Here is a 24,254-nt window from a genome sequence, read left to right as displayed (position 1 = left end):
CTACATTTTATTAAATCTCAACAGCAACAAATTATCCTTATATAATTCCAAAACATTGTCTTTTACGACATATTTTGTCGTTTCATCGAGCATTTTAAGGAAGTTGGTTTCCACTTCCATATTAGGACACATTTTTCTCGTAGAACCAATATTTTTCACACTGAAATTACCAACCGTCGGGTCTAAATTCACTTCGTTAGAAAAGTAATTATTGCAACCTGCGTTTCCAGAAATTTTTCCATCTTTTATTAGCAAAGTCGGCACAGTTCCCTTTATATCACCTGCCACGCGCCAACTGCTATTATTGATGGACATTTGGCTTTTGCCAGATTTAGATTTTAAACCATTTACGGACGAACAAGATGCAAGCAGAATTAGGCTGCAAAATGCTAAAAGTATATTTTTCATAATTTTCTTTTTTTGTTAAAATTAAGCAATTAATTTATTACCTCAATTCCGCATTAAACTCACTTTTAAAAGATTTTATCAACGCATTCATCACTTCAGAAATATCTTTTTCCTCTAAAGTTTTTTCTTCATTTAAAAGTTCAAAACTTAAGGCGTAAGATTTTTTTCCTTCCGGTAAATTTTGTCCTTCGTAAACATCAAAAAGATTGATATTTTTTAAAAATTTTGATGGATTTTTCTGTGCTAAAGAATGAAGTTCTGCGTAAGAAATTTGCTTGTCTAAAAGCAAAGCCAAATCTCTTCTAATTTTATTAAACTTTGGAATATCTATAAATTTAAAATTATTTTTTACCCGCAGTTTCTCACAGTTTTCTACTTCAATTTCTGCGTAGAAAGCATCTTGCTCCACATCTGCATCTTTCAAAAATTCTGGCGACACTTTCCCTAATTTGGCGAGAGTTCTACCATTTGATTTTAATTCTAAACCTTCAGAAAATCTAGACTCTTCTAATGGCAATTCTTCAAAATTTAATTTAAGTTTCTCTAATAAAAGTGTAACGTAAGATTTTAAATAATAAAAATTCGTAGCAGATTTTGGCAACATCCAGTTTTCTGCATGGTTTCTTCCCGTTACTAAAAGCGCTAATTGTTTCCGCTCTTCATATTTTTCGCTTCTTTTATGATAGATTTTACCCAATTCAAAGAATTTTAAATCGGCATTTTTTCGGTTGATATTGTAAGCCGCATTTTCTAAAAGTCCTTCCAACAAAGATTTTCGCATAAAGGCCAAATCGCCACTTAACGGATTTAATAATTTCACCGCTTCGGTTTCATCTTTCACAGAACGTAGAGAATTATTCATCACTTCATTAAAACCTTGGCTTTGAAGCGATCTTGCCCAAGAATTTTCTAGCGCATCTTGATCATCTAAATTTAAAGAAACTGGCGAGAAAGAAAATTTTTCTGGCAAATCTATTTTATTGTAACCATAAATTCTAAGAATCTCTTCTATCACGTCTATTTCTCGTGTAACATCTGCTCTGTAATTGGGAACCGACAATTCTAAACCGTCATTTATTTCATTTAAAATTTCAATTTCTAAATATTTTAAAATGGATTTTACTTTCTCACGGTGAATTTTCACACCTAAAATTTGGTCTAATTTAGAATATCTAAAAACCACATAATTGTTTTCAATTTCTTCAGGATAAGACTCTAAAATCTCACCTACTAAGTTTCCATTAGCAATTTCAGAAATCATTTCAATGGCTTTAAGTAAAATTTTTCTGGCCAATTTCACATCAACACCGCGTTCAAATCTGAAAGAAGCATCTGTGTTTAAGCCGTGAAATTTCGCCGCTTTTCTAATTGCAACAGGATTAAAATAAGCACTTTCTAAAACAATTTTTGTGGTTTCAGAAGTAACGCCAGAATCTGCACCGCCAAACACGCCTGCAATACACATCGGGTTTTGGCTGCCGTCTTTTATGATGATTTCGCTACCATTTAAACTGCGCTCTACTCCATCTAAAGTTTTGAACTTTGTTCCTTCAGGGCAATTTCCTACTACAATTTTATTTCCAGAAATTTTTGCTGCATCAAAGGCGTGCAAAGGTTGGCCATAACTGTGAAGAATATAATTGGTGATATCTACTACATTATTAATGGGATTTAAACCAATCGCTTTCAACCGGTCTTTTAACCAATTTGGCGATTCTGAAATTTTAATATTTTCAATAACTGCGCCCAAATATCTTGGCGTTAATTCCGCGTCTTCTACTTCTAAAACAAAATCATTGGTGCCAGAAATTTCTGGCTCTTTTATTTCAATTTTTTTAAATTCAGATCTTAATTGATTATTTAAAAGAAAAGCGTTTAAATCGCGAGCAACGCCGTAGTGCGACATAGCGTCGGTTCGGTTTGGCGTGAGACCAATTTCATAAACCTCATCTTCAGCAATATCAAAATATTCTGAAAATAAATCGCCTTTTTTATAACTTTCATTTAAAATCATTATTCCGCCGTGATCGTCGCTCAAGCCTAATTCATCTTCCGCGCAAATCATGCCTTCAGAAACTTCGCCACGTATTTTTGCTTTTTTAATTTCAAAAGAATTTCCGGATTTGTCGTATAATTTTGTTCCTACAACTGCAACGGGAACGGTTTGCCCAGCCGCCACATTTGGCGCACCACATACGATTTGCAGAATATTTTCTCCGCCAACATCAACTGTTGTGATGTTCAATTTATCAGCATTTGGGTGCTTTTCGCAGGTTAAAACTTTACCGACTACAATACCTGCTAAACTTCCTTTGATATTTTCAAATTTTTCTACACCTTCTACTTCCAAACCAATATCTGTGAGATATTCGCTGATTTTGTCGGTATTCAAATCTGTATCTATATAATCTTTAAGCCAATTATTTGAAATTTTCATTTGTATTTTAGATTTTAGATTTTAGATTTTAGATTTTGGACTAAAAACTAAAACTTTGTTATATTAAATAAGAAGAGATTTGAGAAAAGTCTCAAATCTCAAATCTATATTTCTCAAATCTTATGATTTCTACATCCCGATTACCGGCATAGAAAGCATTAATATATGTTCGTTGTCTTCTAAACCATCTACCGGTTCTATAATTCCTGGTCGGTTGGGTTGCGACATTTTCATTGTGATATCGTCAGAATTTAAAACTGAAAGCATTTCGGTTAAAAATTTTGAACTAAAACCAATATTGATATCTTCGCCGTTGTAATCGCAAGGAATTTGCATATCTGCTTTGTTCGCATATTCTGTGTCTTCTGCGTGAAGATGAAGAATGTTTGCAGATAATTTGAATCTAATTTGATTGGTAGATTTGTTAGACATAATTGATGCTCTACGAATAGCACTCAACAATAAATTTCTATTAATCGTTAAAACATTCGGGTTTTCCTTTGGAATTACCGCGGTGTAATTTGGATATTTTCCGTCAATTAAACGACAAATCCAGATGTTATTTCCAAATGTAAATTTCGCCATATTTTCGTTAAAATCAATAACGACATCTTCGTTAGAATTGGCCAAAATGTTTTTGAAAATAGACAATGGTTTTTTCGGCATAATGAATTCCATCGGTTCGGCATTCATCAAATCTTCTCTTTTATAAACCACCAAACGGTGAGAATCTGTAGAAACGAAATTGGTCTCGTCCTCTTTAAATTGAAACAAAACGCCCGTCATCACTGGTCTTAAAGAATCATTACTCGTTGCAAAAAGCGTGTTTGCTAAAGCCTCAGATAAAACACCGGAAGAAATGGTAATACTTTGTGCGGCATCAAATTCTGGAATATCTGGATAATCTTCTGCATTGTCTAAAGCGACTGCAAAATTATCTTTTTCATCTAAAATTTCTAATAAACTTCCGTTTCCGTCTTCTGATTCTTTCACAGAAAGCGTTAAAGGTTGCTCGCCATAAGTTTTCACAAAATCCTGAAAAATTTTCGCGGGAACAGCGAAAGTTCCTTCATCTTCAGATTTCACTTCGAGCGTTGTAATTAAAGTAGTTTCACCGTCAGAAGCCGTAATTTTTAAAAGGTTTTCTTTTAAATCAAAAAGAAAATTTTCTAATATTGGTCTGGATTGGGAACTTGCAATTACGCCGCTTACAATTTGCAAAGCCTTCTGTAATTCGCCACTGGCAACAATAAATTTCATTTAAAACTATTTATATAACGACAAAGATAATGATTTGACTTTAAAAACTCAAAAGCAATTTCTTATAAATAAGATTAGTCCTAAAAAGTTACCAACAATTTAGAATTTAATCTTTTAATAATTGCATTTTACAACATCAAATTATTGAAACAATAATCATCAATTTAGTTTTTAGAAAAATTAATTTTATAACTCAAACCAACGTGAAACCATCTTCCCGGCATTGGCACGAGGCTGGTTTCGGTATATTTTGAATTAGTTACATTATTAATTAAAATATAAATTCCAAAGTCTTTTGCTTGATAATTTAGTTTTTCATCAAGTAAATTGTAACTTCCCAAATTCACTCTTTCATTATAGCGGTAAGTTAAAACATTGGTGAAATTTTTCAGAAATTTATTTTCTAAAGTCGCGACAAATTGGTGTTTTAAATTTTCTAAATCGTAGCGAGACAAACGCAAATCTGCATCTTTTCTTTGATTGTCTAAATAAGTGTAGCCTAAAGAATAAGACTTAAAAAAGCCAGAAAAATTTTGTTTAATTTCAACTTCAATGCCTTTTAATTCTACTTTGCTGATATTTTTCGCCGTCCATTTTGAAGTTGGAGAATCTTTCGCCCAATCAATCAAATTATCAGAATTTCTAGTGAAGAAACTGGTTTTTGCGGAAAATTGATTTCTTTTATATTGATACCCGATTTCCGTGGAAATTGCCGATTCTGGTTTTAAATCCGCATTTCCTTGTTCTGTTCCACTGCTGTAAAACAAATCCGTAAAAGTCGGCACGCGGTGAACTTTGGAAATATTTCCGTAAATTTTATGGTGTTCATTGAAAGTAAAACCAGCGTCTAAACCGGGATAAAAAAAGTTGCCTTCTTTGGAATAATTAGCATAAGAAATTCCTGGTGAAATGGCTAATTTGTCATTTAACAACGAAAAATGATGTTCCAAAAAAACTTGCGAAACAAAGCGATTTCTGTCGCCCAAATTATTACTCACCAAAATTTCTTTTCGTAATTCCACACCCAAACCTGTCACACCTAAACTTGAATGGTAAGCCGAATTAAAGGACGCGCCGATATTATTTCCTAAATGTAAATTGCGGTAAACAGACGGATTATTTCTTATATAAATATACTCATCTTGTCCGCGTCGCCAAGAAATATTTGAGTTAAAATCCCATTCATTAAAAGTTTGACGCCCCGAAATACTAACAATTGATGCCTGCGTTTCCTCATATTGTTCCGTCGCGGCAGGTGAAGCATAAAAACCGTTTGCACCGAATTTTTTCTCAGAAAAACCAGCCTGAAAACTTAAACCACCATTTTTAATTTTTAGATTATTTTGGTAATAAAAATTATTGATTTTATAATCTGTATTATGGCGATAACCATCGGACGTGGAAGTGTGAACTTGAATTAAATTTGAAAATTTTTCTGTTCCAAAGTTTGCATTTGCACCTAAATCGTAGGTTTTAAAATCGCCACCTTGCGCAGAAATTTTTAGCGATTTCCCAGCAATTGGCTTTGTAATAATATTGATGACTCCTGCGTAAGCATTATTTCCAAATCTTTGTGCTGCAGGTCCTTTGATAATTTCAATTTGCTCCACAGAATCCAAATCAAAAGGAATATTTAAAGAATTATGCCCAGTTTGGCTGTCGTTCATTCGTACGCCGTTTACCAAAATTAAAACCTGTTCAAAAGAACTTCCACGAATTGAAACATCGGCTTGAACGCCATTTGAACCACGTCTTCTAATATCTAAACCTGTGTTTAATTGCAATAATTCATCAATACTATTTGCAGGCGATTTTTCGATTTCCGCTTTTGTAATGATCGTGATATTTTCATTAATTTTTTCTACGGGAAGATTTAGAAATTTTCCCTGAACAAAAACTTCATCGATGTTTGCTGGCTTTTCTTGCGCTGAAATTTTAATTAATACACTTAAAAGAGAAAACGTTATTAGTTTTTTGGTCATAATGCTTTTTTCAATATTTATTCTTTTTTGTCATTCCGTAGTCAATCTCGGCAGTAATTTGAATTGCTTAGATTTCTGCGGAATGACAAAAAAAGTGTTAAGAGTTGAATAAATTAAAGCGCAAATATAATTAACATATTATTAATAAAAAGCGATTTAATTATTAATTTTAAAATTCAAACTTTAACGATTGTAAAAAAAGATTTTAAGCAAAAAATCAGAATTAAAATCCTTAATTTTGTATTCTTATGACTACTGAAGAAATCGACATTAAAAAATATATTTTCGTAAAGAACGCGCACCTCAATAACCTGAAACATATTGATGTTCTTATTCCCAAAAACAAATTAATCGTCATCACCGGCGTTTCAGGAAGCGGAAAATCTTCCCTCGCTTTTGACACGATTTATGCGGAAGGACAAAGACGATACGTGGAAAGTTTGAGTTCTTACGCGCGCCAATTTTTAGGAAAATTAGAGAAACCAAAAATTGATGATATCAAAGGTTTGGCGCCGTCCATCGCGATTCAGCAGAAAGTAATTTCTTCCAATCCACGTTCAACAGTTGGAACTTCTACGGAAATTTATGACTATATAAAATTATTATTCGCCAGAGTTGGCCGCACTTTTTCCCCAGAATCTGGGGCAGAAGTAAAAAAAGACAGCGTTTCTGATGTGATTGATTTTATTCAAAATTCTAAAAACAACCCCACTTTTACACTAAGTTCGCCTTTAATTTTTGAAGTTGAAAAATTTAAAGAACAACTGAAAATTTTAAAAATGGCAGGTTTTACGCGTTTGGAAGTTGCCGGAAATGTCGTCGGAATCGAAGATCTTGAAAGTTTTGGTTTTATCCCAGAAGAAGATGCGGTAATCAATTTGGTAATCGACAGATTTACGTACGAAGAAGATGAAAATTTTCTGCAAAGATTGGCAGATTCTATTCAGATGGCTTTTTATGAAGGTCGCGGTTACTGTTATTTAAAAAATGAAACGAGCGGAAAAACCAAAGAATTTTCCAATAAATTTGAATTAGACGGCATTGTTTTTAACGAACCCACTGTTCATTATTTTAGTTTTAATAATCCTTTTGGCGCTTGTCCAACCTGTGAAGGTTACGGAAAAGTCATTGGAATCGATGAAGATTTGGTGATTCCAAATAAAAATTTATCGGTTTTTGAAGACGCAGTTGCAAGTTGGCGCGGCGATTCTATGAAAGAATGGAAACTGGCTTTCATTAAAAAAAATAAAGATTTCCCGATTCATAAACCCTATTTTCAACTCACAAAAGAGCAGAAAAAATTGCTTTGGAAAGGAACGGGAAATAAAGATGAGCCGACCATTGATAATTTCTTCAAAATGCTTGAAGAAAATTTATATAAAATTCAATACCGTGTGATGCTTTCCCGTTATCGTGGCAAGACACTTTGCCCAACTTGCGAAGGCTACAGATTACGACCAGAAACAGAATGGGTAAAAATCGACGGCCACAATATTCAAGAATTTATAGAATTGCCTTTGGATGAATTGTTGCCTTTGGTAAAAAGTTTGAAATTAAACCAACACGATGCGGATATCGCAAAACGTTTATTGTATGAAATCACCTCGCGGTTAGAATTTTTAACGAAAGTTGGTTTGGGTTATTTAACGATTAACCGGACTTCGAGCACACTTTCCGGCGGTGAATCTCAAAGAATAAATCTTGCGACTTCGCTTGGAAGTTCGCTTGTTGGAAGTATTTATATTTTAGATGAACCTTCGATTGGTTTGCATTCTAAAGACACGGAAAATTTAATTCAGGTTTTAAAAAATCTGCGCGATTTAGGCAACACCGTAATTGTCGTTGAACACGATGAAGATGTAATGAAAGCGGCAGATTATATTATTGACATTGGTCCGGAAGCGGGATATTTAGGCGGAGAGTTGGTATTTTCTGGCGATTATAAAGAAATTAAAAAAGCAAACACTTTAACTTCAAAATATCTCACTGGCGAACTTGAAATAAAAGTGCCGACAAAACGCCGAAAAGCAAAGGAATTTATCCGAATAAAAGGCGCAAGAGAAAATAATTTAAAAAACATTTCGGTTGATATTCCCTTGGAAAGTTTGGTGGTAATTTCTGGGGTTTCTGGAAGTGGAAAATCTACTTTAATGAAAGAAGTTTTAACTACCGGTGTTCAAATAGAACTTGGCATGGGCGGCAAAAAAACGGATTATGATTCTATAGAATTTCCTTCAAAACTGGTTAAAAATATTGAATTGATCGATCAAAATCCAATTGGAAAATCCAGCCGGTCAAATCCTGTGACTTATTTAAAGGCGTACGACGATATTCGCGACTTATTTTCCAAACAGAAAATGGCCGCAATGATGAACTTGAAACCGAAACATTTTTCTTTCAACGTCGATGGCGGAAGATGTGATGAATGCAAAGGCGAAGGCGTCATCAATGTTTCGATGCAGTTTATGGCAGACATAGAATTAGAGTGTGAAGTTTGCCACGGCGCGAGATTTAAAGATGAAATTCTCGATATTAAATTTGACGAAAAAAATATTTCTGATATTTTACATTTAACGGTTGATGATGCGATTGCATTTTTTGAAGATAACGATCAAAAGAAAATTGTAACCAAACTAAAACCTTTGCAAGACGTTGGTTTGGGTTATTTACAACTCGGGCAAAGTTCTTCTACGCTTTCTGGTGGTGAGGCGCAACGTGTGAAACTCGCGTCGTTTTTAGTGAAAGGAAATACGACGGACAAAACCTTATTTATTTTTGATGAACCATCTACTGGACTGCATTTCCATGATATTAATAAATTATTGACTTCGCTTCAAGCCTTGATAGAATTAGGACATTCCGTAATCGTCATTGAACATCAACCGGATATTATAAAATCTGCGGATTATATTATTGACATTGGTCCGGGTGCTGGAAAATATGGCGGTGAAATTGTTTTTGCAGGAACGCCGGAAGATTTGGCGAAAGATAAAATTTCTGCAACGGCGAAATATGTGGCGGAAAAACTTTAAATAATTTTAGATTATGAATTTTAGATTTTAAATTATTTAGGCTTTGCTGGAATCTAAAATTTAAAATAAAAGGAATTATTCTATTTCACTAGTCAAACCGCGGGAAAGTAACTTTTCGTGCATTGGTTTTAGAATTTCTAAACTGCCTGTTTTTACGCGGCATCTACCTTTGTAATGAATGAGCATTGTGCATTGCTCGGCTTGCTCTAAAGTGTGTTTGCAAATTTCTACCAAACAGGAAATCACGAAATCAAATGTGTTGAAATCGTCATTGTAAACCACTAATTTATTTTCAAAATCTGATTCTTCCAAAACAGCGACATCTTCTTCGTACTCGCGTTTCGGACTTTCGTAATCTTTAATATTAAAAGGAGAAAAGTACATTAAATATTGGTATTAATATCTTCTAAAGAAATCTCATCATCCATTTTCGGATCGTAAATTAATTCTACCAATTCAACACTCATATTTTTCATTTTTAAAATTTTAAAATGATAATCTTCAATGTCAAATTCCTGATTTTCTTCCGGAATATCGCTTAAATGATGCATTATAAAACCCGATAAAGTATTAAAATCACCCTCTTCATTAAGTTCGCTAGGCAAATATTCGTTGATTTCTTCTAAAGGTTGTGTGGCTTGTATCCAATAAACATTATCGCCTACTTTATCTACGATGGTTTCCTCATCATCTTCTTCATCCTGAATTTCGCCCACCAATTCTTCTAAAATATCTTCTAAAGTGATGATGCCTTCTGTGCCACCAAATTCATCAATAATAATTGCTAAATGCTGTTTTTTCTGCTGGAAAATTTTAAGCAAATCTGATATTTTTTTACTTCCCACCACAAAAAATGCTTCACGCATTAAGCCTTTTAAATCATCGTGGGTAAGTGCGCCTTTGCGTTTTACAAACTCACGAATAATTTCTTTGGTATAAAAAATCCCGATAATATTATCTATAGAATCTTCGTAAACAGGAATTCTAGAATAGCCACTTGCCATGATAATTTCCATGATTTCTTCTAAAGAATCTTCAATATCAATGCTTAAAATATTTTGACGCGCGACCATTATTTGTTTCGCAGAATGGTCTGTAAAATCAAAGGCATTTTTGATAATTTCGTAATTTTCTTCTTCAATTTCACCACCTGCAGCAGATTGTTTCACCAATAATTGCAGTTCTTCAGTCGAGTGAATTTCTTGCTCTGATGCGGGATGAATGTTCATTAATCTCAAAAAGAAATTAGAAAGAGAATTCATCAACCAAATAAAAGGGCGAAAAATATTGTAAAAAATTCTTAACGGTGCTGCAATGAAAAAAGTAGTGGGTTCAGATTTCCGAATGGCGATAGACTTTGGAACTAATTCTCCAAACACAATATGCATTATGGTGATAATCAAAAAACTACAGATTACAGAAACTGTTGTGATAGTGGTTTCTGCTAAATTGATATTAAAAGTATGGAAAAGACTTAAAAAAATATCGTGCAAAGCGCTCTCTCCTACCCAACCTAAAGCTAACGACGCCAAAGTGATACCCAATTGTGTCGCTGAAAGATAAGCGTCTAGATTTTTGATAATTTTTTCGGCTTGTTTGGCCATTTTATTACCTTCAGCTGCTTTCAACTGAATTTGAGAATATCGAACTTTTACTATTGAGAATTCTGCTGCAACAAAGAAACCATTTAACAGAACTAAAAGAATGGCTATAAGAATTTTGACGAAACTGTCGGGGTCCATTTAAAAATTATAAATAATTAATTGCAAAGATACTATTTTTTTTAAAATGAAAAATTGGTTTTTGTTTATGAAAAAAGAATAATATCATCTATCTATGTCTTGATAATTAAGCGTTTAAATATGAAAACTTACGTCAACATTTTTAAATTAATTAAAAACAATTTTGAAGAATTAATATTATTTTTCACGATAAACAAAATATGAAATTAAAAGGCAAATATTGACCAAAACCGCAAAAGCATTTGATAAAATAATTGGCCATTCGTGATGTAGAAAGCCATACCAAACCCAAAGTGAAAGACCAACAATTAAAGTGCAAATCATTAACCAAGACAAATCTTTTGCATCTTTCTGCTTCAAAACTTTGAAGAGCTGTGGCAACATGGAAACTGAAGTTATTCTGCCTGCGACGAGTCCGAGAATGTTTTCGTTCATTTAATTACAAATATTAATTAAATTTTAATCAAGTCCAATTTCATTTATCTCATCATCTTTCTTTACTATTTTATTTTTATTAATGGCTATTGTAAATCGAATCAAAAAATAACTTATTAAAAGTACACCTCCAACATAGCCAATATTATAAAAAATTCCTGGATTTATTTGATACAGGAAAGCAGTTAAAAGCGCATTTGCTAAAAAAAGTATAATTGTTAATGCAATTGCCACATTAAAAAATGCAAGTGTTTTTGAAGATTTTACAAAGTAAAATATTAGGACTAACAAATAAAGAATTGATTCCATCAAGGAAAGAATAAAAAACAAACTATCAAATAATGAAACCTTCGACCTTAAATAAAACTGACGGTCAATTAAATGGTATAAACCTGAGAAAAACATCAGAAAAAACACCGTATTTATTACTAAAAATACGATGTTATTGGTCTTATTATTCCTATTAAACATAAATAAAATTTACTTTTCAAAAAACTCCAAAACAGAATCTGTTATATATTTCAACTGTTCTTCATCTAGCTCTGTGTGCATCGGCAAAGAAATTACTTCATCTAAAAGTTTGTCGGTATTTACAAAATCTTTGGGATCTGAATCTTGGAAATAGGCTTTTTGTTTTCTTAAAGCAACAGGATAATAAATCATCGCGGGAATTTCTTTTGTGGCTAAAAAATCGCGCAATTCATTGCGTTTTCCATTGGTAATTCTCAAAGTATATTGGTGAAAAACGTGGGAAGAATATTCCGCTCTTTTGGGTGTTAAAATATTCGGGTTGCTGGCAAATGCTTCGTCATAGAAGTCGGCCGCTTTTCTGCGCGCTTCGTTATAAGAATCTAAAAGTGGTAATTTTTTTCTTAAAACTGTGGCTTGCAAACTGTCTAATCTAGAGTTTACACCAATCTCATCGTGGTAATAACGTTCGTACATGCCGTGGTTTACGATACCTCTAATTTTGAATGCTAATTCATCATCATTAGTGAAAATTGCACCGCCGTCGCCATAACAACCAAGATTTTTCGAAGGGAAAAATGAAGTTGTTCCTAAAATCGCCATCGTACCACCTTTTTTTACTGTTCCGTCCGAGAAAGTAAATTCCGCGCCAATGGCTTGGGCATCATCTTCAATAACATATAAATTATGCTCTTTTGCGATTTTCAGAATTTCTTCCATATTAGCACATTGCCCGAACAAATGAACTGGAATAATGGCTTTGGTTTTTGGCGTGATGGCTGCTTTCAATTTTTCGGTATCCATCGTGAAAGTATCGTAATCTACATCAACTAGAACAGATTTTAATTTTAAAAGATGAATCACTTCCACAGTTGCGGCGAAGGTGAAATCTGCGGTAATCACTTCGTCGCCTTCTTTTAAATCCAGCGCCATCAATGCAATTTGCAAAGCATCGGTGCCATTTGCGCAGGGAATGACGTGTTTCACATCGAGATATTGCTCTAATTCTGCCTGAAAAGTTCGCACTTCTGGGCCATTAATGAAGGCCGCAGAATCTATTACATTTAATAAGGCATTGTCTAAATCACTTTTTATTTTGTAGTATTGGCTTTGTAAGTCCACCATCTGGATCGCTTTCATAGGTAAATTTTTATTTTTATTAAGGTTATCTGGTCTCGCCTATTTTAGATTGTAAAGGTTAGAACAATAAAAAAATGACGAATTCACAAATAAATTTTTACAAATTTAAGAATTTTAAACCGCTTTAAACTATGATTTTTATTGGAAATTTCTCAATTAATCGTTTTAAATTTTAAACCTAATTTAAACTTGCAATGGCTTTAATATCTTGATTCCGCCTTCATCAAAAACTGCAAACAATACATTCTTCAACTAAAAACCTTGCAAACCGATAGCAAAATATTTTATAAAAAGGCGCTAAATCTTGGTCTAGATAAAAGATAAAAAAAATATTAAATCTTTAAAAAAACAGTTAAAAAATATCAGTAAATTAAAATTTATTTCCATCTTTTTTTACTTAAAACACTGTAATATTAACTTCATTTTTTTTATTTTTACACAAAATGAATAAAATGAAAAAATTTATATATATTTTTCTATTTCTGATAGGTATTTTTACAAATGCCCAAACCGAATTGGTATTTGTTTATTTTAAAGATAAACCAAATTCAGCGGCATTTTTTGCAAATCCAACGTTAGAACTTACCCAAAAATCTTTAGACAGAAGAAGCAATTTAGGAATTGCATTGGTAGAACAAGACGCTCCGATCGAACCTACTTATATTCAAAATATTAAAGATTTAGGATACACCGTAACCGATTATTCCAAATGGTTAAACGGTGTTGCTGTGGAAGCAGATGCAGCGCAGATAGCAGATTTAAAGACAAAACCTTACGTGGAAAAAGTGGAAAGTTTCATCGTTCACCCCGCAACACCAATAATTAAAAAAGAAAAAGAAAATAAGTTTGAAAATATTGATAAAAATAGTTTAACTAGTTTCAATTACGGTTTGGGTGCAGCGCAAATAGATCAAGTTAATCTTCGGGCTGTTCACGTCGCAGGATATACAGGCAAAAATATTACAATTGCAGTTATTGACACAGGATTTCCGACCGTAGATACTGGTTCTGTTTATGCCAGAATCCGCACTAACAATCAAATAAAAGGTGGCTATAATTTTGTAAATAAATCTTCAGACATCTATAATGTTACTTTAGACAATCACGGCTCCTACTGTTTGGGCGTGATTGCTGGCTATGTAGAAAATTCTTTTGTGGGTTCCGCACCAGACGCAGATTTTTATCTTTACGCTTCAGAAGACAATACAAAAGAAGTACCTCAAGAGGAACTTTATTGGATAGAAGCAGCGGAAGAAGCAGATAGAAAAGGTGTTGATATTATTTCTACATCATTGGGCTATTATGATTTTGATGACCCAAGATACAACTTACTTTATTCTGATATGGATGGCAAAACTTCTTTCATCGCGCGAGGTGCAGAAATCGCCACAAAAAAAGGCATTATTGTAGTTGCCGCCAATGGAAATGAAGCTACTAAAGCCTTTCATTATTTAATAACACCTGCAGATAATAAAGACGTGTTTTCTATTGGCGCAGTTACATCAACTGGCGATGCTGCTTCTTTTTCTTCTTTTGGACCCAATGCAAATGGCGACATAAAACCTGATGGAAGCACGAGAGGACAAATCACTTATATGGGTTTCAACAACGCAGTTACTTCAGGCGGCGGAACTTCTTTTGCAACGCCTCTAGCAGCAGGCGGAATTGCGTGTATATTGCAAGCCAATTATTCTGAAAACCGTGACACAATTAAAGATTTGTTGCGACAAAAAGCCTCCCTTTATCCTGCGCACGACGACCAAAGAGGCTTTGGAATATTGAATTTCGGAGAAGTAATGAATAATGTTTTAGCAACAAGCAGCGAAATAAAGCAAAATAATTTAAAAATTTACCCCAATCCTGTTACGGATATTTTAAATGTGAAATCAAGCGAAACATTATTAAGTGTAGAAATTTTCGATAACTTAGGTAGAAAAATCAAAAATTTAAAAAACACCTATCAAAACAATATACACAACTTGCAACCTGGCATTTATTATCTAAAAATAAAGACTGAAAAAGCAAAATATATTGAGAAATTTATTAAGAAATAAAGTTCTTAGCGATTAAAAATAAAATTAACCGTCATTACCAAAGCAGTAAGAAGCAATCCGCCGCCAATCATATTTTCCAAGGTTTTATCTCGAAGCTTTGCATTAAATTTCTTTCCTACAAATGCGCCTAAAGCAAATCCCAATGCAACTGGCCAAGCCTTCTCAAAAATAATATGACCTTGCATATAATGGCTAAAACTGCCAGTAACACTGGTAATCACTATCATAAATAGAGCCGTTGCAGTGGCTATTTTCGCCGGGATTTTAAAAACCTTAAGCATAATTGGTGTTTTCATAAAACCACCACCAACACCAAAAAGTCCTGCTAGAATTCCCGATGCGCTACCAAAAAATATCATCATGATAAGACTTACGCGGTAAGCCACAAAATTTTTATGATTTTTAATTACAAACGCTGGTTTTGTTTTATTTAATTTGGCAAAAAGTCCATCTTTATTATTGCTTTTATCTTTATTAAATTTAAAAAAGAAAGAAAGTCCCAAAAAGAAAACCATTGCTGCAAAAAGATATTCTAATTTTTCTGCGGCAATATAGTTTAAAAGTAAACTCCCGACTACAACACCAATTACCGTGGGAATTTCTAATAGAATTCCTATTTTAAAATCAACAAAACTATTTTTCCGATTATAATATGTTGAGATTAATGCAGAACCTACTAAAGAAATCATACAAGAACCCACCGCCAAATTCAGCGGATAATGAAAAAAAGTAATGAGCACCGGCACCATAAAAATACCGCCACCAAAGCCAACCAAAGAACCGTAAAGACTTATTATAAAACTGATAATAACTATTAAAACTATGAAAATCTCCGCAGACATATTGACTATTATAAATTAATTTTACAAAGCTAATTTAATTTTATTAAATTTATCTGTTACTTCACAAAAATTAAATCTCTAAAAGTTTAAAATTAAGGCATTAAAATTGTTGCGAAAAACTTAAATTGATTCCAAATAATTTAATAAAAAACGATGAACTCGCCAATACCATTAGATTAAGTGGGTTTTCGGCATAAAACTATTAAGAAAGTAATTTACAAAAATGCTTCAAATACTATTATTCGAATTTTTAAAAAAGCCCATTTTAGGAAAATATTCCTTATTTTTTTGATAAACACCTTATTAATTTTAGAACTCTATTATGAAAAAAATTCTTCAAATTGCCAATAGCGTTGCACTTGTATCCACAATTTTTATTAATTATTTATCTAATACAGGTGCTATCAATGGAAAAACCATCGGAAATGTCTCTAATGGCCTTCGCAGTTTATTTACACCGGCTGCTTATGCTTTTTCTATTTGGGGATTTATTTATTTGCTGCTTTTTGGCTTTATAATTTACCAAGGCAGAAGTTTGTTTAATAAAAATACTGAAGACGATTTCGTTGAAAAAATTGGCCCTTGGTTTATCATTTCTTGCATTGCAAACAGCGGATGGGTTTTCCTTTGGCTTTTAGGCTATACAGGTTTGTCTTGTATTTTAATTTTCTTGCTTCTTTTTTCTTTATTAAAAATAATTATCAATAACCGTATGGAAATTTGGGATGCACCCGCAAAAACTATTGCATTTCTCTGGTGGCCCTTCGTTTTCTATGCAGGTTGGGTTACGGTTGCAAGCATAGCAAATGTTTCCGCTTATTTGGTGAAAATTAATTGGAATGGTTTCGGTATTTCACCCGAAATCTGGACTATTGTAATGATTATTATCGCAACAATAATCAATTTAATTGTAGTATATAAAAGAAATTTACGAGAATTTGCGACTGTGGGAATTTGGGCTTTAATCGCTATTGCAGTTGCAAATTTTGACCAACAAAAAATCATTTCTTATACCGCTATTTTAGCATCCCTAATTCTTTTCGTCGTGATTATGATTCAAGGTTTTCAAAACCGAAAAACAAATCCTTTCTTTAAAATGCTTACCAATAGATAAAATATAAAATTACTGAAAATATACGCTAGCAGATTTTCCAGATTATGCAGATTCTTTCTAATTTAAATCTTATATATTTGCCAAATTAGCGAGAGAATAAATCAAGAAATATTTGATAAAAATGAAATTTAAAATTCAAAAATCACCATTCGTAGTTCCGACCACCGATGGAAAATTAATAGAAGAAATTTGGGGAAATTCTACCCAAAATCCTGAAATTTCAATTGCGCACATGGTTGCACCGCCACATTGGAAAGAACCTTTCCAAACACCAAATTTTGATGAATTCACGTACATTATTTCAGGAAAAAAACAATTTGAAATAGATGGTGAAATCGTGATATTAGAAAAAGGCGAAAGTATAAAAATTGAAAAAGGCGCAAGAGTTCGATACAGCAATCCTTTTGACCAACCTTGCGAATACATGGCGATTTGTTTGCCTGCTTTTTCTATGGATTTGGTAAATCGTGAAGAAGAAATTTAAAAAAAGTTTTTCAAAAAGAAAAAGCCAGTAAAATAAAACATACTGGCTTTTTTAAATTTCAAATTTTAATCTGAGAAAATTCCATAAAAAAAAAAGCGGCCATAAGCCGCTTCTTGTGTTTTACCAACGACCGCCGCCGCCACCGCCACGGTTTCCACCGCCGCCGTAACCGCCACCTCCGCCGCGATTATTATCGAAACTTCTTCTTGGTTTGTCTTCTCTTGGCTTAGCTTCAGAAACGTTCAACGCTTTACCGTCAAGTTCTCTCTCGTTTAATCCTTCGATTGCTTGCTGGCCGTCTTCGTCACCCATTTCTACGAAACCAAATCCTCTGGATCTCCCAGTTTCTCTGTCCGTAATGATTTTAGCTGAAGATACTTCTCCATACTCAGAAAATAAATCGTGCAACGCTTCTTCTTTGGTTGCATAGTTGATGTTTGAAACAAAAATGTTCATTGTAAAAAAAATTATAAATTAAAAAATTGCTGTATATATAAGGAAAAGCAACAAATACTGAACAAATATTGATTTCAAATATAAACAGGTGCAAGATACAACATATATTAATAACTACAATATTTTTTTATTCAAGCATCGAAAATATATTATTTATAGCTAGTTGGATAAAAATTAGGAGCAACAAAAACCCGCCTCTTTTGAAACAATTCACCCGCTGTTCGTTCTATCCCGCCGTGGCGGGGATGCCACTACCATCGGGGCTACCTCGAAGTTTAATTTTACTTTTGAAGGGAAGAAAATTAATGTTTAAAAAAACTTTACATTATGCTACTTCCTTCCCCACCGACGCTTCTAATAATTTAAACCAATCCTCGTTTTCTAAATTAATTTGCAACGCCAGTTTTGAATTCGCAATATTTTCCGTTTTTGTTGTTCCCAAAACTGGCAAAATTTTCGCCGGATGTTTCAGCAAAAATGCCAATAAAATTTGATCTTCTACGCAATTATATTTTTTACAAAGTTGATGCAAAACAGATTTTATTCGCAAATTTTTATCAGACACTTCAGAAAAATAATTCCCCATCGGCGACCAAGCCATTGGCGAAAGTTTCTTCAGCATCAATTGATCTAAAGTACCGTCGTAAAAAGATTTGGTTTCCATTAGCGAACATTCTATTTGATTGGTAATTAAAGGAAAATACGTATTAATCAAATCAAACTGCGACGCAGAAAAATTACTTACGCCAAATTCTTTAACCTTTCCCTCATTTTTTAATTGATGGAATGCTTCCGCAATTTCTTCCGGATTCATCAATGGCGAAGGTCTGTGCAAAAGTAAAACGTCTAAATAATCGGTATGCAGATTTTTCAAACTATTTTCTACTGAATTCAGAATGTGATGTTTAGAATAATTATAAGCTTTCACTTTATAATTTCTATTTTCGCAAGGCATTTCAATGCCACATTTAGAAATAATCTGAAGTTTAGTTCTGTCTAAAGACATCTCACTAAATGCTTTTCCAAACAATTCTTCGGTAGTATAACCACCATAAATATCGGCGCAATCAAAGGTAAATAATCCTTCTACGAGAGAAAATTCAATTAATTTTTGAACTTCACTAGGCGAATAATTGGCACCCCAAATTCCCCAACGCATCGTTCCTATTATTAATGGTGAAAATTTCATATATTTATTTTTTACAAATCTAACAAAAAATGAAAGTTCACACCACAGATTATAAGAACACTTTTATACAAGTCGCTGAAGATTGTCCCGTTTCAATCGCAGAAATACCGACGCTAAAACGAAATAAAACCCTCGCCAATATTCAATATGAAATCATTTCCGAAAATCCTTACAAATTTACTTCAGATGAAATCATGTTGCATTGCTATATTTTAAAAAATAATATCCCGAAAGAAGAGCGAGAGCAAGCAAAAAAAGATTTTTTTTCTAAAGGGCAACCGTGTTTTCGCAGTTCTGCTTTGGCAAAAAGATATGGTTTCGGTTTTCACTTTAACGCTGACAAAAAAGTTGCAATATATCCTCGTGAAAGTGCAGATTATCAAGATTTTGAAGCAGATGAAACGCTTATAAAAGTAAAAGCAATGCGTTCTAAAAGAGCAAAATAATCTTGCATTAAAACCTTAATTTAAAAAATAATGCAAATAATTAGCGCGGCAAGCGTTCCCAAATAATAGTTTTAAACAAGAAAAACCGTAATATTTCTGCTAAATTTGCAAAAATATTTAAAATGAAATACCACACCAGAAAATGGGTAAAACCTGAAGATTTAAACCCAAATCAATCCTTATTTGGTGGTCGCCTTTTGCAATGGATTGACGAAGAAGCAGCGCTTTACTCTATTATTCAACTAGAAAACCCGAAAGTGGTTACCAAATATATTTCAGAAATCAATTTTGTGAGTTCCGCCAAACAAGGCGATATTATAGAAATTGGTATTGAAATTTTATCCTTTGGAAACTCATCATTAAACTTAAAATGTGAAGTTCGAAACAAAATGACACATCAAACAATCATTACCGTAGAAAAAATCGTAATGGTTGCTTTGGGCGAAAATGGCCACCCTGTTGCTCATGGAAAAACCCAAATGGAATATGCAAAAGATAGACTAAACAATGGCAATTAATCCGCACGAACAAAAAATCTCTCCTTCTTCCGTTTACTATTGCCCGATGGAATGCGAAGGCGAAAAACTTTATTTTGCGCCAGGAAGATGCAAAGTTTGCAATATGTTTTTAGTTCCGATTGAAGAACGCGAAGACCAAAAAAATAAACCCAAAACTTTTTCTAAAACAAATTTACCCGAAAATTTCAAGGAAAAAATAGGCGACTATTTTTGTCCGATGTTTTGTGAAGGCGATAAAACCTATCCTTCAGATTCGGGCTGTCCGGTTTGTCACATGCACTTGGAAGAAATTACAGATGATCTGGTTGCAAATTCACAGTTTTCAGTTGATAGTAATAATAACAAAAAAAGCATCAACCATCAACCATCAACTAACAACAAAAATGCAGGAAAATACTATTGTCCAATGTTTTGCGAAGGCGATAAAGTTTATGATTCAAACGTTGGCTGCCCAGTTTGCGGAATGGATTTAGTAAAATATCCCGATAAGAATGAAGATGAACAAGAAGACAAAACTTATACGATTTTAAAAAATAAATTCATAATTGCCTTAGTTTTTACCCTTCCCGTTTTTTTACTTTCTATGGGAAAAATGGTTGTCGATTTACCCTTTTCACCAAAAATTTCAGCCTATTTAGAGTTGATTCTGACTTTGCCAGTTTTATTTTATGCGGGTTGGTTTTTAATAAAACGTGGCATTAATTCCTTTAAAACTTGGAATTTGAATATGTTCAGTTTAATCGCTTTGGGAAGTGCCGCGGCTTTCATTTTTAGTTTAGTGGCCTTATTTTTCCCAAGCATTTTGCCCCATGAAATTAGCGGACATAACGGCGAAGTTCCAGTTTATTTTGAAGCCGTAAGTGTCATTTTAACTTTAGTGATTTTTGGGCAATTATTAGAAGCCAAAGCACATCAAAAAACAGGAAATGCGATTCGGGAACTGATGAATCTTTCGCCTTCCACCGCACATTTAATTAAAAATAATACTGAAAAAACAGTTGCTTTAAGTGAAATAAAAGTAGGCGATTTTCTACGCGTAAAACCTGGCGAGAAAATTCCTGTAGATGGAAAAATAACGGAAGGAAATTCTACAATCGATGAAAGTATGATCACTGGCGAACCGGTCGCCATTGAGAAAAAAGAAAACGAAAAAGTGACTTCGGGTACGATAAACGGCAACAAAAGTTTTGTGATGCAAGCCGAAAAAGTAGGCGATGAAACGCTGCTTTCGCACATCATAAAAATGGTAAATGAAGCGAGCCGAAGTAAAGCGCCCATTCAAAAATTAACAGATAAAGTGGCGAAAATCTTCGTTCCAACGGTGATTGCTATTGCGGTTTTGACTTTTATTTTATGGCAAATTTTCGGTCCGGAAGGCAAAAAAACAATTTTTGCATTAGTCAATGCAGTTGCGGTTTTAATTGTCGCTTGTCCGTGTGCTTTGGGTTTAGCGACGCCGATGTCTTTAATGGTTGGCATTGGAAAAGGTGCAAAAAATGGGATTTTAATTAAAAACGCCGAAGCTTTAGAAGAATTGCATAAAGTAAATGTTCTAATTACTGATAAAACAGGAACATTAACGGAAGGAAAACCAAGTTTAGAACAAATAGAATCGGTTGAAAATATCGACAAAAATTTAATTTTAGAAATTGCAGCGTCATTAAATCAAAACTCTGAACATCCTTTATCTAAAGCAGTTCTAGAAAAAGCAACATCTGAAAATCTGGAAATTAAAAAAATAAATCAGTTTGTAAATATTTCAGGAAAAGGTTTAAAAGGAAGTTTAAATAATAAAATAGTTTTGCTTGGAAACGAAAGTTTGATGGAAACTAATAAAATTGATATTCCTATTAATTTAAAGGAAAAAGCAATAAAAATTCAGGAAAAAGCGCACACAGTTTCTTATGTTGCGGAAGATGGAAAAGTGATTGGTTTCGTTAGTTTTACAGATAAAATAAAAGCAAGTTCAAAAATTGCGATTGATTATTTGTTGAAAAACAACGTTGAAGTGATAATGATTACCGGCGACAATGAACACACCGCGAAAGCCGTCGCAAATGAACTCGGTATAAAAAAATATATTGCAAAAGCACTTCCAGAAGACAAGTTAAATGAAGTGAAAAAACTTCAAAAAGAAGGAAAAATTGTAGCGATGACGGGCGACGGAATTAATGATTCACCTGCTTTGGCGCAAGCAAACGTAGGAATTGCGATGGGAACCGGAACTGATGTCGCCATTGAAAGTGCTCAGATCACTTTATTAAAAGGCGATATTTCTGGTGTTGTAAAAGCCAAAATTTTAAGTGAAAAATTATTGAGAAATATCAAAGAAAATTTATTTTTTGCTTTTTTCTATAATGTTTTGGGAATCCCGATTGCGGCAGGTTTGCTCTACCCTTTCTTCGGCATTTTATTATCGCCAATGATTGCGGCGGCGGCGATGAGTTTTAGTTCGGTTTCCGTAATTTTGAATTCTTTGAGATTGAACAGCATTGATTTAAGAATAGAATAAATGAAAAAAAAACTTGGTTGTGCTTTCTGGTGCAGGGATTTCGGCGGAAAGTGGCATTAAAACGTTTCGCGATTCCAATGGTTTGTGGGAAAATCACCGTGTGGAAGATGTTGCAAGCCCGGAAGGTTTTGCGCGAAATCCAAAACTCGTTTTAGATTTTTATAATGCGCGAAGAAGGCAATTACGTGAAGTTTTTCCCAATGAGGCGCATAAAATTTTAGCAGAATTAGAACAGAATTTTAATGTAGAAATCATCACGCAAAATGTAGATGATTTGCACGAGCGCGCTGGTTCTACAAAAGTTTTACATCTTCACGGCGAACTTTTAAAAGCCAGAAATATTTATAATTCTGAAACAATTTTCGATTGGAAAGGCGATATGAAAATTGGTGATTTAGATGAAAATGGAATTCAAATTCGGCCACATATTGTTTGGTTTGGCGAAATGGTTCCTGAACTTGAAAACGCCGCAGAAAAAGTTTCTAAAGCCGATTTCTTAATTATTGTGGGGACAAGTTTACAGGTTTATCCCGCTGCAAGTTTGGTTGATTATGCACCGGAAAATTGCGAAATTTTTGTGGTAGATCCAAATTTAGAAGAAAAATCAGTAAAATATGCGCATTTTTATAAAATGACTGCAACGCAAGGAATGACGGAAATTTATAAGATATTAATTAAAAAAATGAAGATTTAATTTTCATAAACTTTGTTAAATTTTCGCTAAAATATTTTTAATTCCTTAAATTACAATCTTAAATAAAAACATTATGATTGTAAAAGTATTAGAAGTAATTGCTACTTCAGAAAAAAGTTTCGAAGATGCTGTGAAAAATGCAGTAAAAGAAGTTTCAAAAACAGTAAAAAATATCGACAGCGTTTGGGTGAAAGACCAAAAATGCCACGTGAAAAACGGCAAAATAGTTTCTTACGGCTGTGTTTGCAAAGTATCTTTCAGGGTTAATTCTTGATCTAAATACCTTTAAAATTTATGAACCATTTTGATACGTCAGGATGGTTTTTTTAATAAAATAATATCCATTAAAATTGCTAAATTTGAACTATGAAAAACGAAAGTCTTATTTCAAACTTTTTAGCGGTAAAAAATCAAATTCCTGAAGGCGTTCAACTCGTTGCCGTTTCCAAAAATCATCCGGCAGATAATATTAAAACAATCTACGATGCTGGCCAAAAAGTCTTTGGCGAAAATAAAGTACAGGAATTGGAAGAAAAATATGAAATTTTACCAAAAGATATAGAATGGCATCTCATCGGGCATTTGCAAACCAATAAAGTGAAATATATTGCGCCGTTCGTCAACACTATTCAAAGTGTAGATTCTGAAAAAGTTTTAAAGGAAATCAACAAAGAAGCCTTCAAAAATTCTCGAATAATTAATATTTTACTTCAAGTTAAAATTGCGGAAGAAGATTCTAAATTTGGATTAACGATTTCTGAAAGCAAAACTATTTTTGAGTCTTATTTAAACGGAAAATTTCCGAATATCAAAATAACTGGTTTAATGGGAATGGCCACTTTTACTGAAAACAAAAATCAAATTAAAACTGAATTTTTAAAATTAAAAAATTTGTTTGATGACATTAATAAAAGTTCTTCATTTGAAACACTTTCTATGGGAATGAGCGATGATTTTGAATTGGCAATTGAATGTGGCGCAAATTCCGTAAGAATCGGCTCTGCAATTTTTGGCGCAAGAAATTATAAGGAATGATATTTG

The 24,254-nt window shown here is 33.3% G+C and carries 22 protein-coding genes; 10 read left to right on the top strand and 12 right to left on the bottom strand.

Going from position 1 to position 24,254, the window contains the following annotated elements:
• The 4 genes from C4S29_RS11690 to C4S29_RS11675 form a co-directional block, all read right to left on the bottom strand.
• Window positions 1–408 carry an META domain-containing protein gene (locus tag C4S29_RS11690; RefSeq protein WP_103914283.1) on the bottom strand — a complete coding sequence of 136 codons (408 nt, stop codon included), beginning with the start codon at window positions 406–408 and terminating at the stop codon, window positions 1–3.
• Window positions 409–445: 37 nt separating this feature from the next.
• Window positions 446–2,845 (bottom strand): phenylalanine--tRNA ligase subunit beta, encoded by a 2,400-nt coding sequence (gene pheT, locus C4S29_RS11685; protein WP_103914282.1) that lies wholly within the window; start codon window positions 2,843–2,845, stop codon window positions 446–448.
• 129 nt (window positions 2,846–2,974) lie between these two features.
• Window positions 2,975–4,105 (bottom strand): DNA polymerase III subunit beta, encoded by a 1,131-nt coding sequence (gene dnaN / locus C4S29_RS11680; protein WP_103914281.1) that lies wholly within the window; start codon window positions 4,103–4,105, stop codon window positions 2,975–2,977.
• Window positions 4,106–4,269: 164 nt separating this feature from the next.
• Entirely contained in the window at window positions 4,270–6,087 is a 1,818-nt protein-coding gene (locus tag C4S29_RS11675; RefSeq protein ID WP_103914280.1) for a TonB-dependent receptor plug domain-containing protein, read from the bottom strand.
• Between the two features lie 248 nt (window positions 6,088–6,335).
• Here C4S29_RS11675 and uvrA point away from each other — a divergent pair, with 248 nt between their 5' ends.
• On the top strand, window positions 6,336–9,119 hold the full coding sequence (gene uvrA / locus C4S29_RS11670; RefSeq protein WP_103914279.1) for an excinuclease ABC subunit UvrA: 2,784 nt from the start codon (window positions 6,336–6,338) through the stop codon (window positions 9,117–9,119).
• A 75-nt stretch (window positions 9,120–9,194) separates the two neighbouring features.
• On the opposite strand, the gene C4S29_RS11665 is transcribed toward uvrA, so the two are convergent.
• The 5 genes from C4S29_RS11665 to C4S29_RS11645 form a co-directional block, all read right to left on the bottom strand.
• A complete protein-coding gene (locus C4S29_RS11665; protein WP_103914278.1) occupies window positions 9,195–9,503 on the bottom strand; it encodes an ATP-dependent Clp protease adaptor ClpS in 309 nt (102 codons plus the stop codon).
• Window positions 9,503–10,861: a hemolysin family protein gene (locus C4S29_RS11660; protein WP_103914277.1), complete on the bottom strand. Its 1,359-nt coding sequence runs from the start codon at window positions 10,859–10,861 to the stop codon at window positions 9,503–9,505. Before C4S29_RS11660 ends, C4S29_RS11665 begins: the two co-directional genes overlap by 1 nt.
• A 177-nt stretch (window positions 10,862–11,038) precedes the next feature.
• Entirely contained in the window at window positions 11,039–11,296 is a 258-nt protein-coding gene (locus C4S29_RS11655) for a SemiSWEET transporter (protein WP_103914276.1), read from the bottom strand.
• A gap of 24 nt (window positions 11,297–11,320) precedes the next feature.
• Window positions 11,321–11,530 carry a hypothetical protein gene (locus tag C4S29_RS11650; protein WP_146063318.1) on the bottom strand — a complete coding sequence of 70 codons (210 nt, stop codon included), beginning with the start codon at window positions 11,528–11,530 and terminating at the stop codon, window positions 11,321–11,323.
• 246 nt (window positions 11,531–11,776) lie between these two features.
• Entirely contained in the window at window positions 11,777–12,904 is a 1,128-nt protein-coding gene (locus C4S29_RS11645) for a DegT/DnrJ/EryC1/StrS family aminotransferase (protein WP_103914274.1), read from the bottom strand.
• A gap of 452 nt (window positions 12,905–13,356) precedes the next feature.
• Between C4S29_RS11645 and C4S29_RS11640 the strand changes: the two genes are divergently transcribed.
• Window positions 13,357–14,958 (top strand): S8/S53 family peptidase, encoded by a 1,602-nt coding sequence (locus C4S29_RS11640; RefSeq protein ID WP_103914443.1) that lies wholly within the window; start codon window positions 13,357–13,359, stop codon window positions 14,956–14,958.
• Window positions 14,959–14,963: 5 nt separating this feature from the next.
• On the opposite strand, the gene C4S29_RS11635 is transcribed toward C4S29_RS11640, so the two are convergent.
• Window positions 14,964–15,800: a sulfite exporter TauE/SafE family protein gene (locus C4S29_RS11635; protein ID WP_103914273.1), complete on the bottom strand. Its 837-nt coding sequence runs from the start codon at window positions 15,798–15,800 to the stop codon at window positions 14,964–14,966.
• A gap of 322 nt (window positions 15,801–16,122) precedes the next feature.
• On the opposite strand from C4S29_RS11635, the gene C4S29_RS11630 reads away from it, so the two are divergent.
• Window positions 16,123–16,914: a hypothetical protein gene (locus C4S29_RS11630; RefSeq protein ID WP_103914272.1), complete on the top strand. Its 792-nt coding sequence runs from the start codon at window positions 16,123–16,125 to the stop codon at window positions 16,912–16,914.
• Between the two features lie 121 nt (window positions 16,915–17,035).
• On the top strand, window positions 17,036–17,398 hold the full coding sequence (locus C4S29_RS11625; RefSeq protein ID WP_103914271.1) for a cupin domain-containing protein: 363 nt from the start codon (window positions 17,036–17,038) through the stop codon (window positions 17,396–17,398).
• 120 nt (window positions 17,399–17,518) lie between these two features.
• Here the strand turns inward: C4S29_RS11625 and C4S29_RS11620 are convergent, their stop codons facing one another.
• A complete protein-coding gene (locus C4S29_RS11620; RefSeq protein ID WP_103914270.1) occupies window positions 17,519–17,854 on the bottom strand; it encodes an RNA recognition motif domain-containing protein in 336 nt (111 codons plus the stop codon).
• Window positions 17,855–18,179: 325 nt separating this feature from the next.
• The gene (locus tag C4S29_RS11615) at window positions 18,180–19,043 is read right to left on the bottom strand and encodes an aldo/keto reductase (protein WP_103914269.1); all 864 of its coding nucleotides are present in this window, start codon (window positions 19,041–19,043) and stop codon (window positions 18,180–18,182) included.
• A 29-nt stretch (window positions 19,044–19,072) separates the two neighbouring features.
• Between C4S29_RS11615 and C4S29_RS11610 the strand changes: the two genes are divergently transcribed.
• The 6 genes from C4S29_RS11610 (at window position 19,073) to C4S29_RS11585 (ending at window position 24,248) form a co-directional block, all read left to right on the top strand.
• On the top strand, window positions 19,073–19,489 hold the full coding sequence (locus C4S29_RS11610) for a DUF6157 family protein (protein WP_103914268.1): 417 nt from the start codon (window positions 19,073–19,075) through the stop codon (window positions 19,487–19,489).
• A gap of 122 nt (window positions 19,490–19,611) precedes the next feature.
• Window positions 19,612–20,007: an acyl-CoA thioesterase gene (locus C4S29_RS11605; RefSeq protein WP_103914267.1), complete on the top strand. Its 396-nt coding sequence runs from the start codon at window positions 19,612–19,614 to the stop codon at window positions 20,005–20,007.
• The gene (locus C4S29_RS11600) at window positions 19,997–22,519 is read left to right on the top strand and encodes a copper-transporting P-type ATPase (RefSeq protein ID WP_103914266.1); all 2,523 of its coding nucleotides are present in this window, start codon (window positions 19,997–19,999) and stop codon (window positions 22,517–22,519) included. Before C4S29_RS11605 ends, C4S29_RS11600 begins: the two co-directional genes overlap by 11 nt.
• Window positions 22,520–22,538: 19 nt before the next feature.
• On the top strand, window positions 22,539–23,213 hold the full coding sequence (locus C4S29_RS11595; RefSeq protein WP_394338669.1) for an SIR2 family NAD-dependent protein deacylase: 675 nt from the start codon (window positions 22,539–22,541) through the stop codon (window positions 23,211–23,213).
• A gap of 73 nt (window positions 23,214–23,286) precedes the next feature.
• Entirely contained in the window at window positions 23,287–23,487 is a 201-nt protein-coding gene (locus C4S29_RS11590) for a dodecin family protein (RefSeq protein ID WP_317045078.1), read from the top strand.
• A gap of 92 nt (window positions 23,488–23,579) precedes the next feature.
• The gene (locus C4S29_RS11585; protein ID WP_103914263.1) at window positions 23,580–24,248 is read left to right on the top strand and encodes a YggS family pyridoxal phosphate-dependent enzyme; all 669 of its coding nucleotides are present in this window, start codon (window positions 23,580–23,582) and stop codon (window positions 24,246–24,248) included.
• Window positions 24,249–24,254 lie beyond the last annotated feature (6 nt).

Origin of the sequence: Halpernia humi (assembly GCF_900108025.1) — a bacterium.
Lineage (GTDB): Bacteria > Bacteroidota > Bacteroidia > Flavobacteriales > Weeksellaceae > Halpernia > Halpernia humi.
Note: the sequence above shows the minus strand (reverse complement) of the source record. Positions and strands in the feature narration are given on the sequence as shown.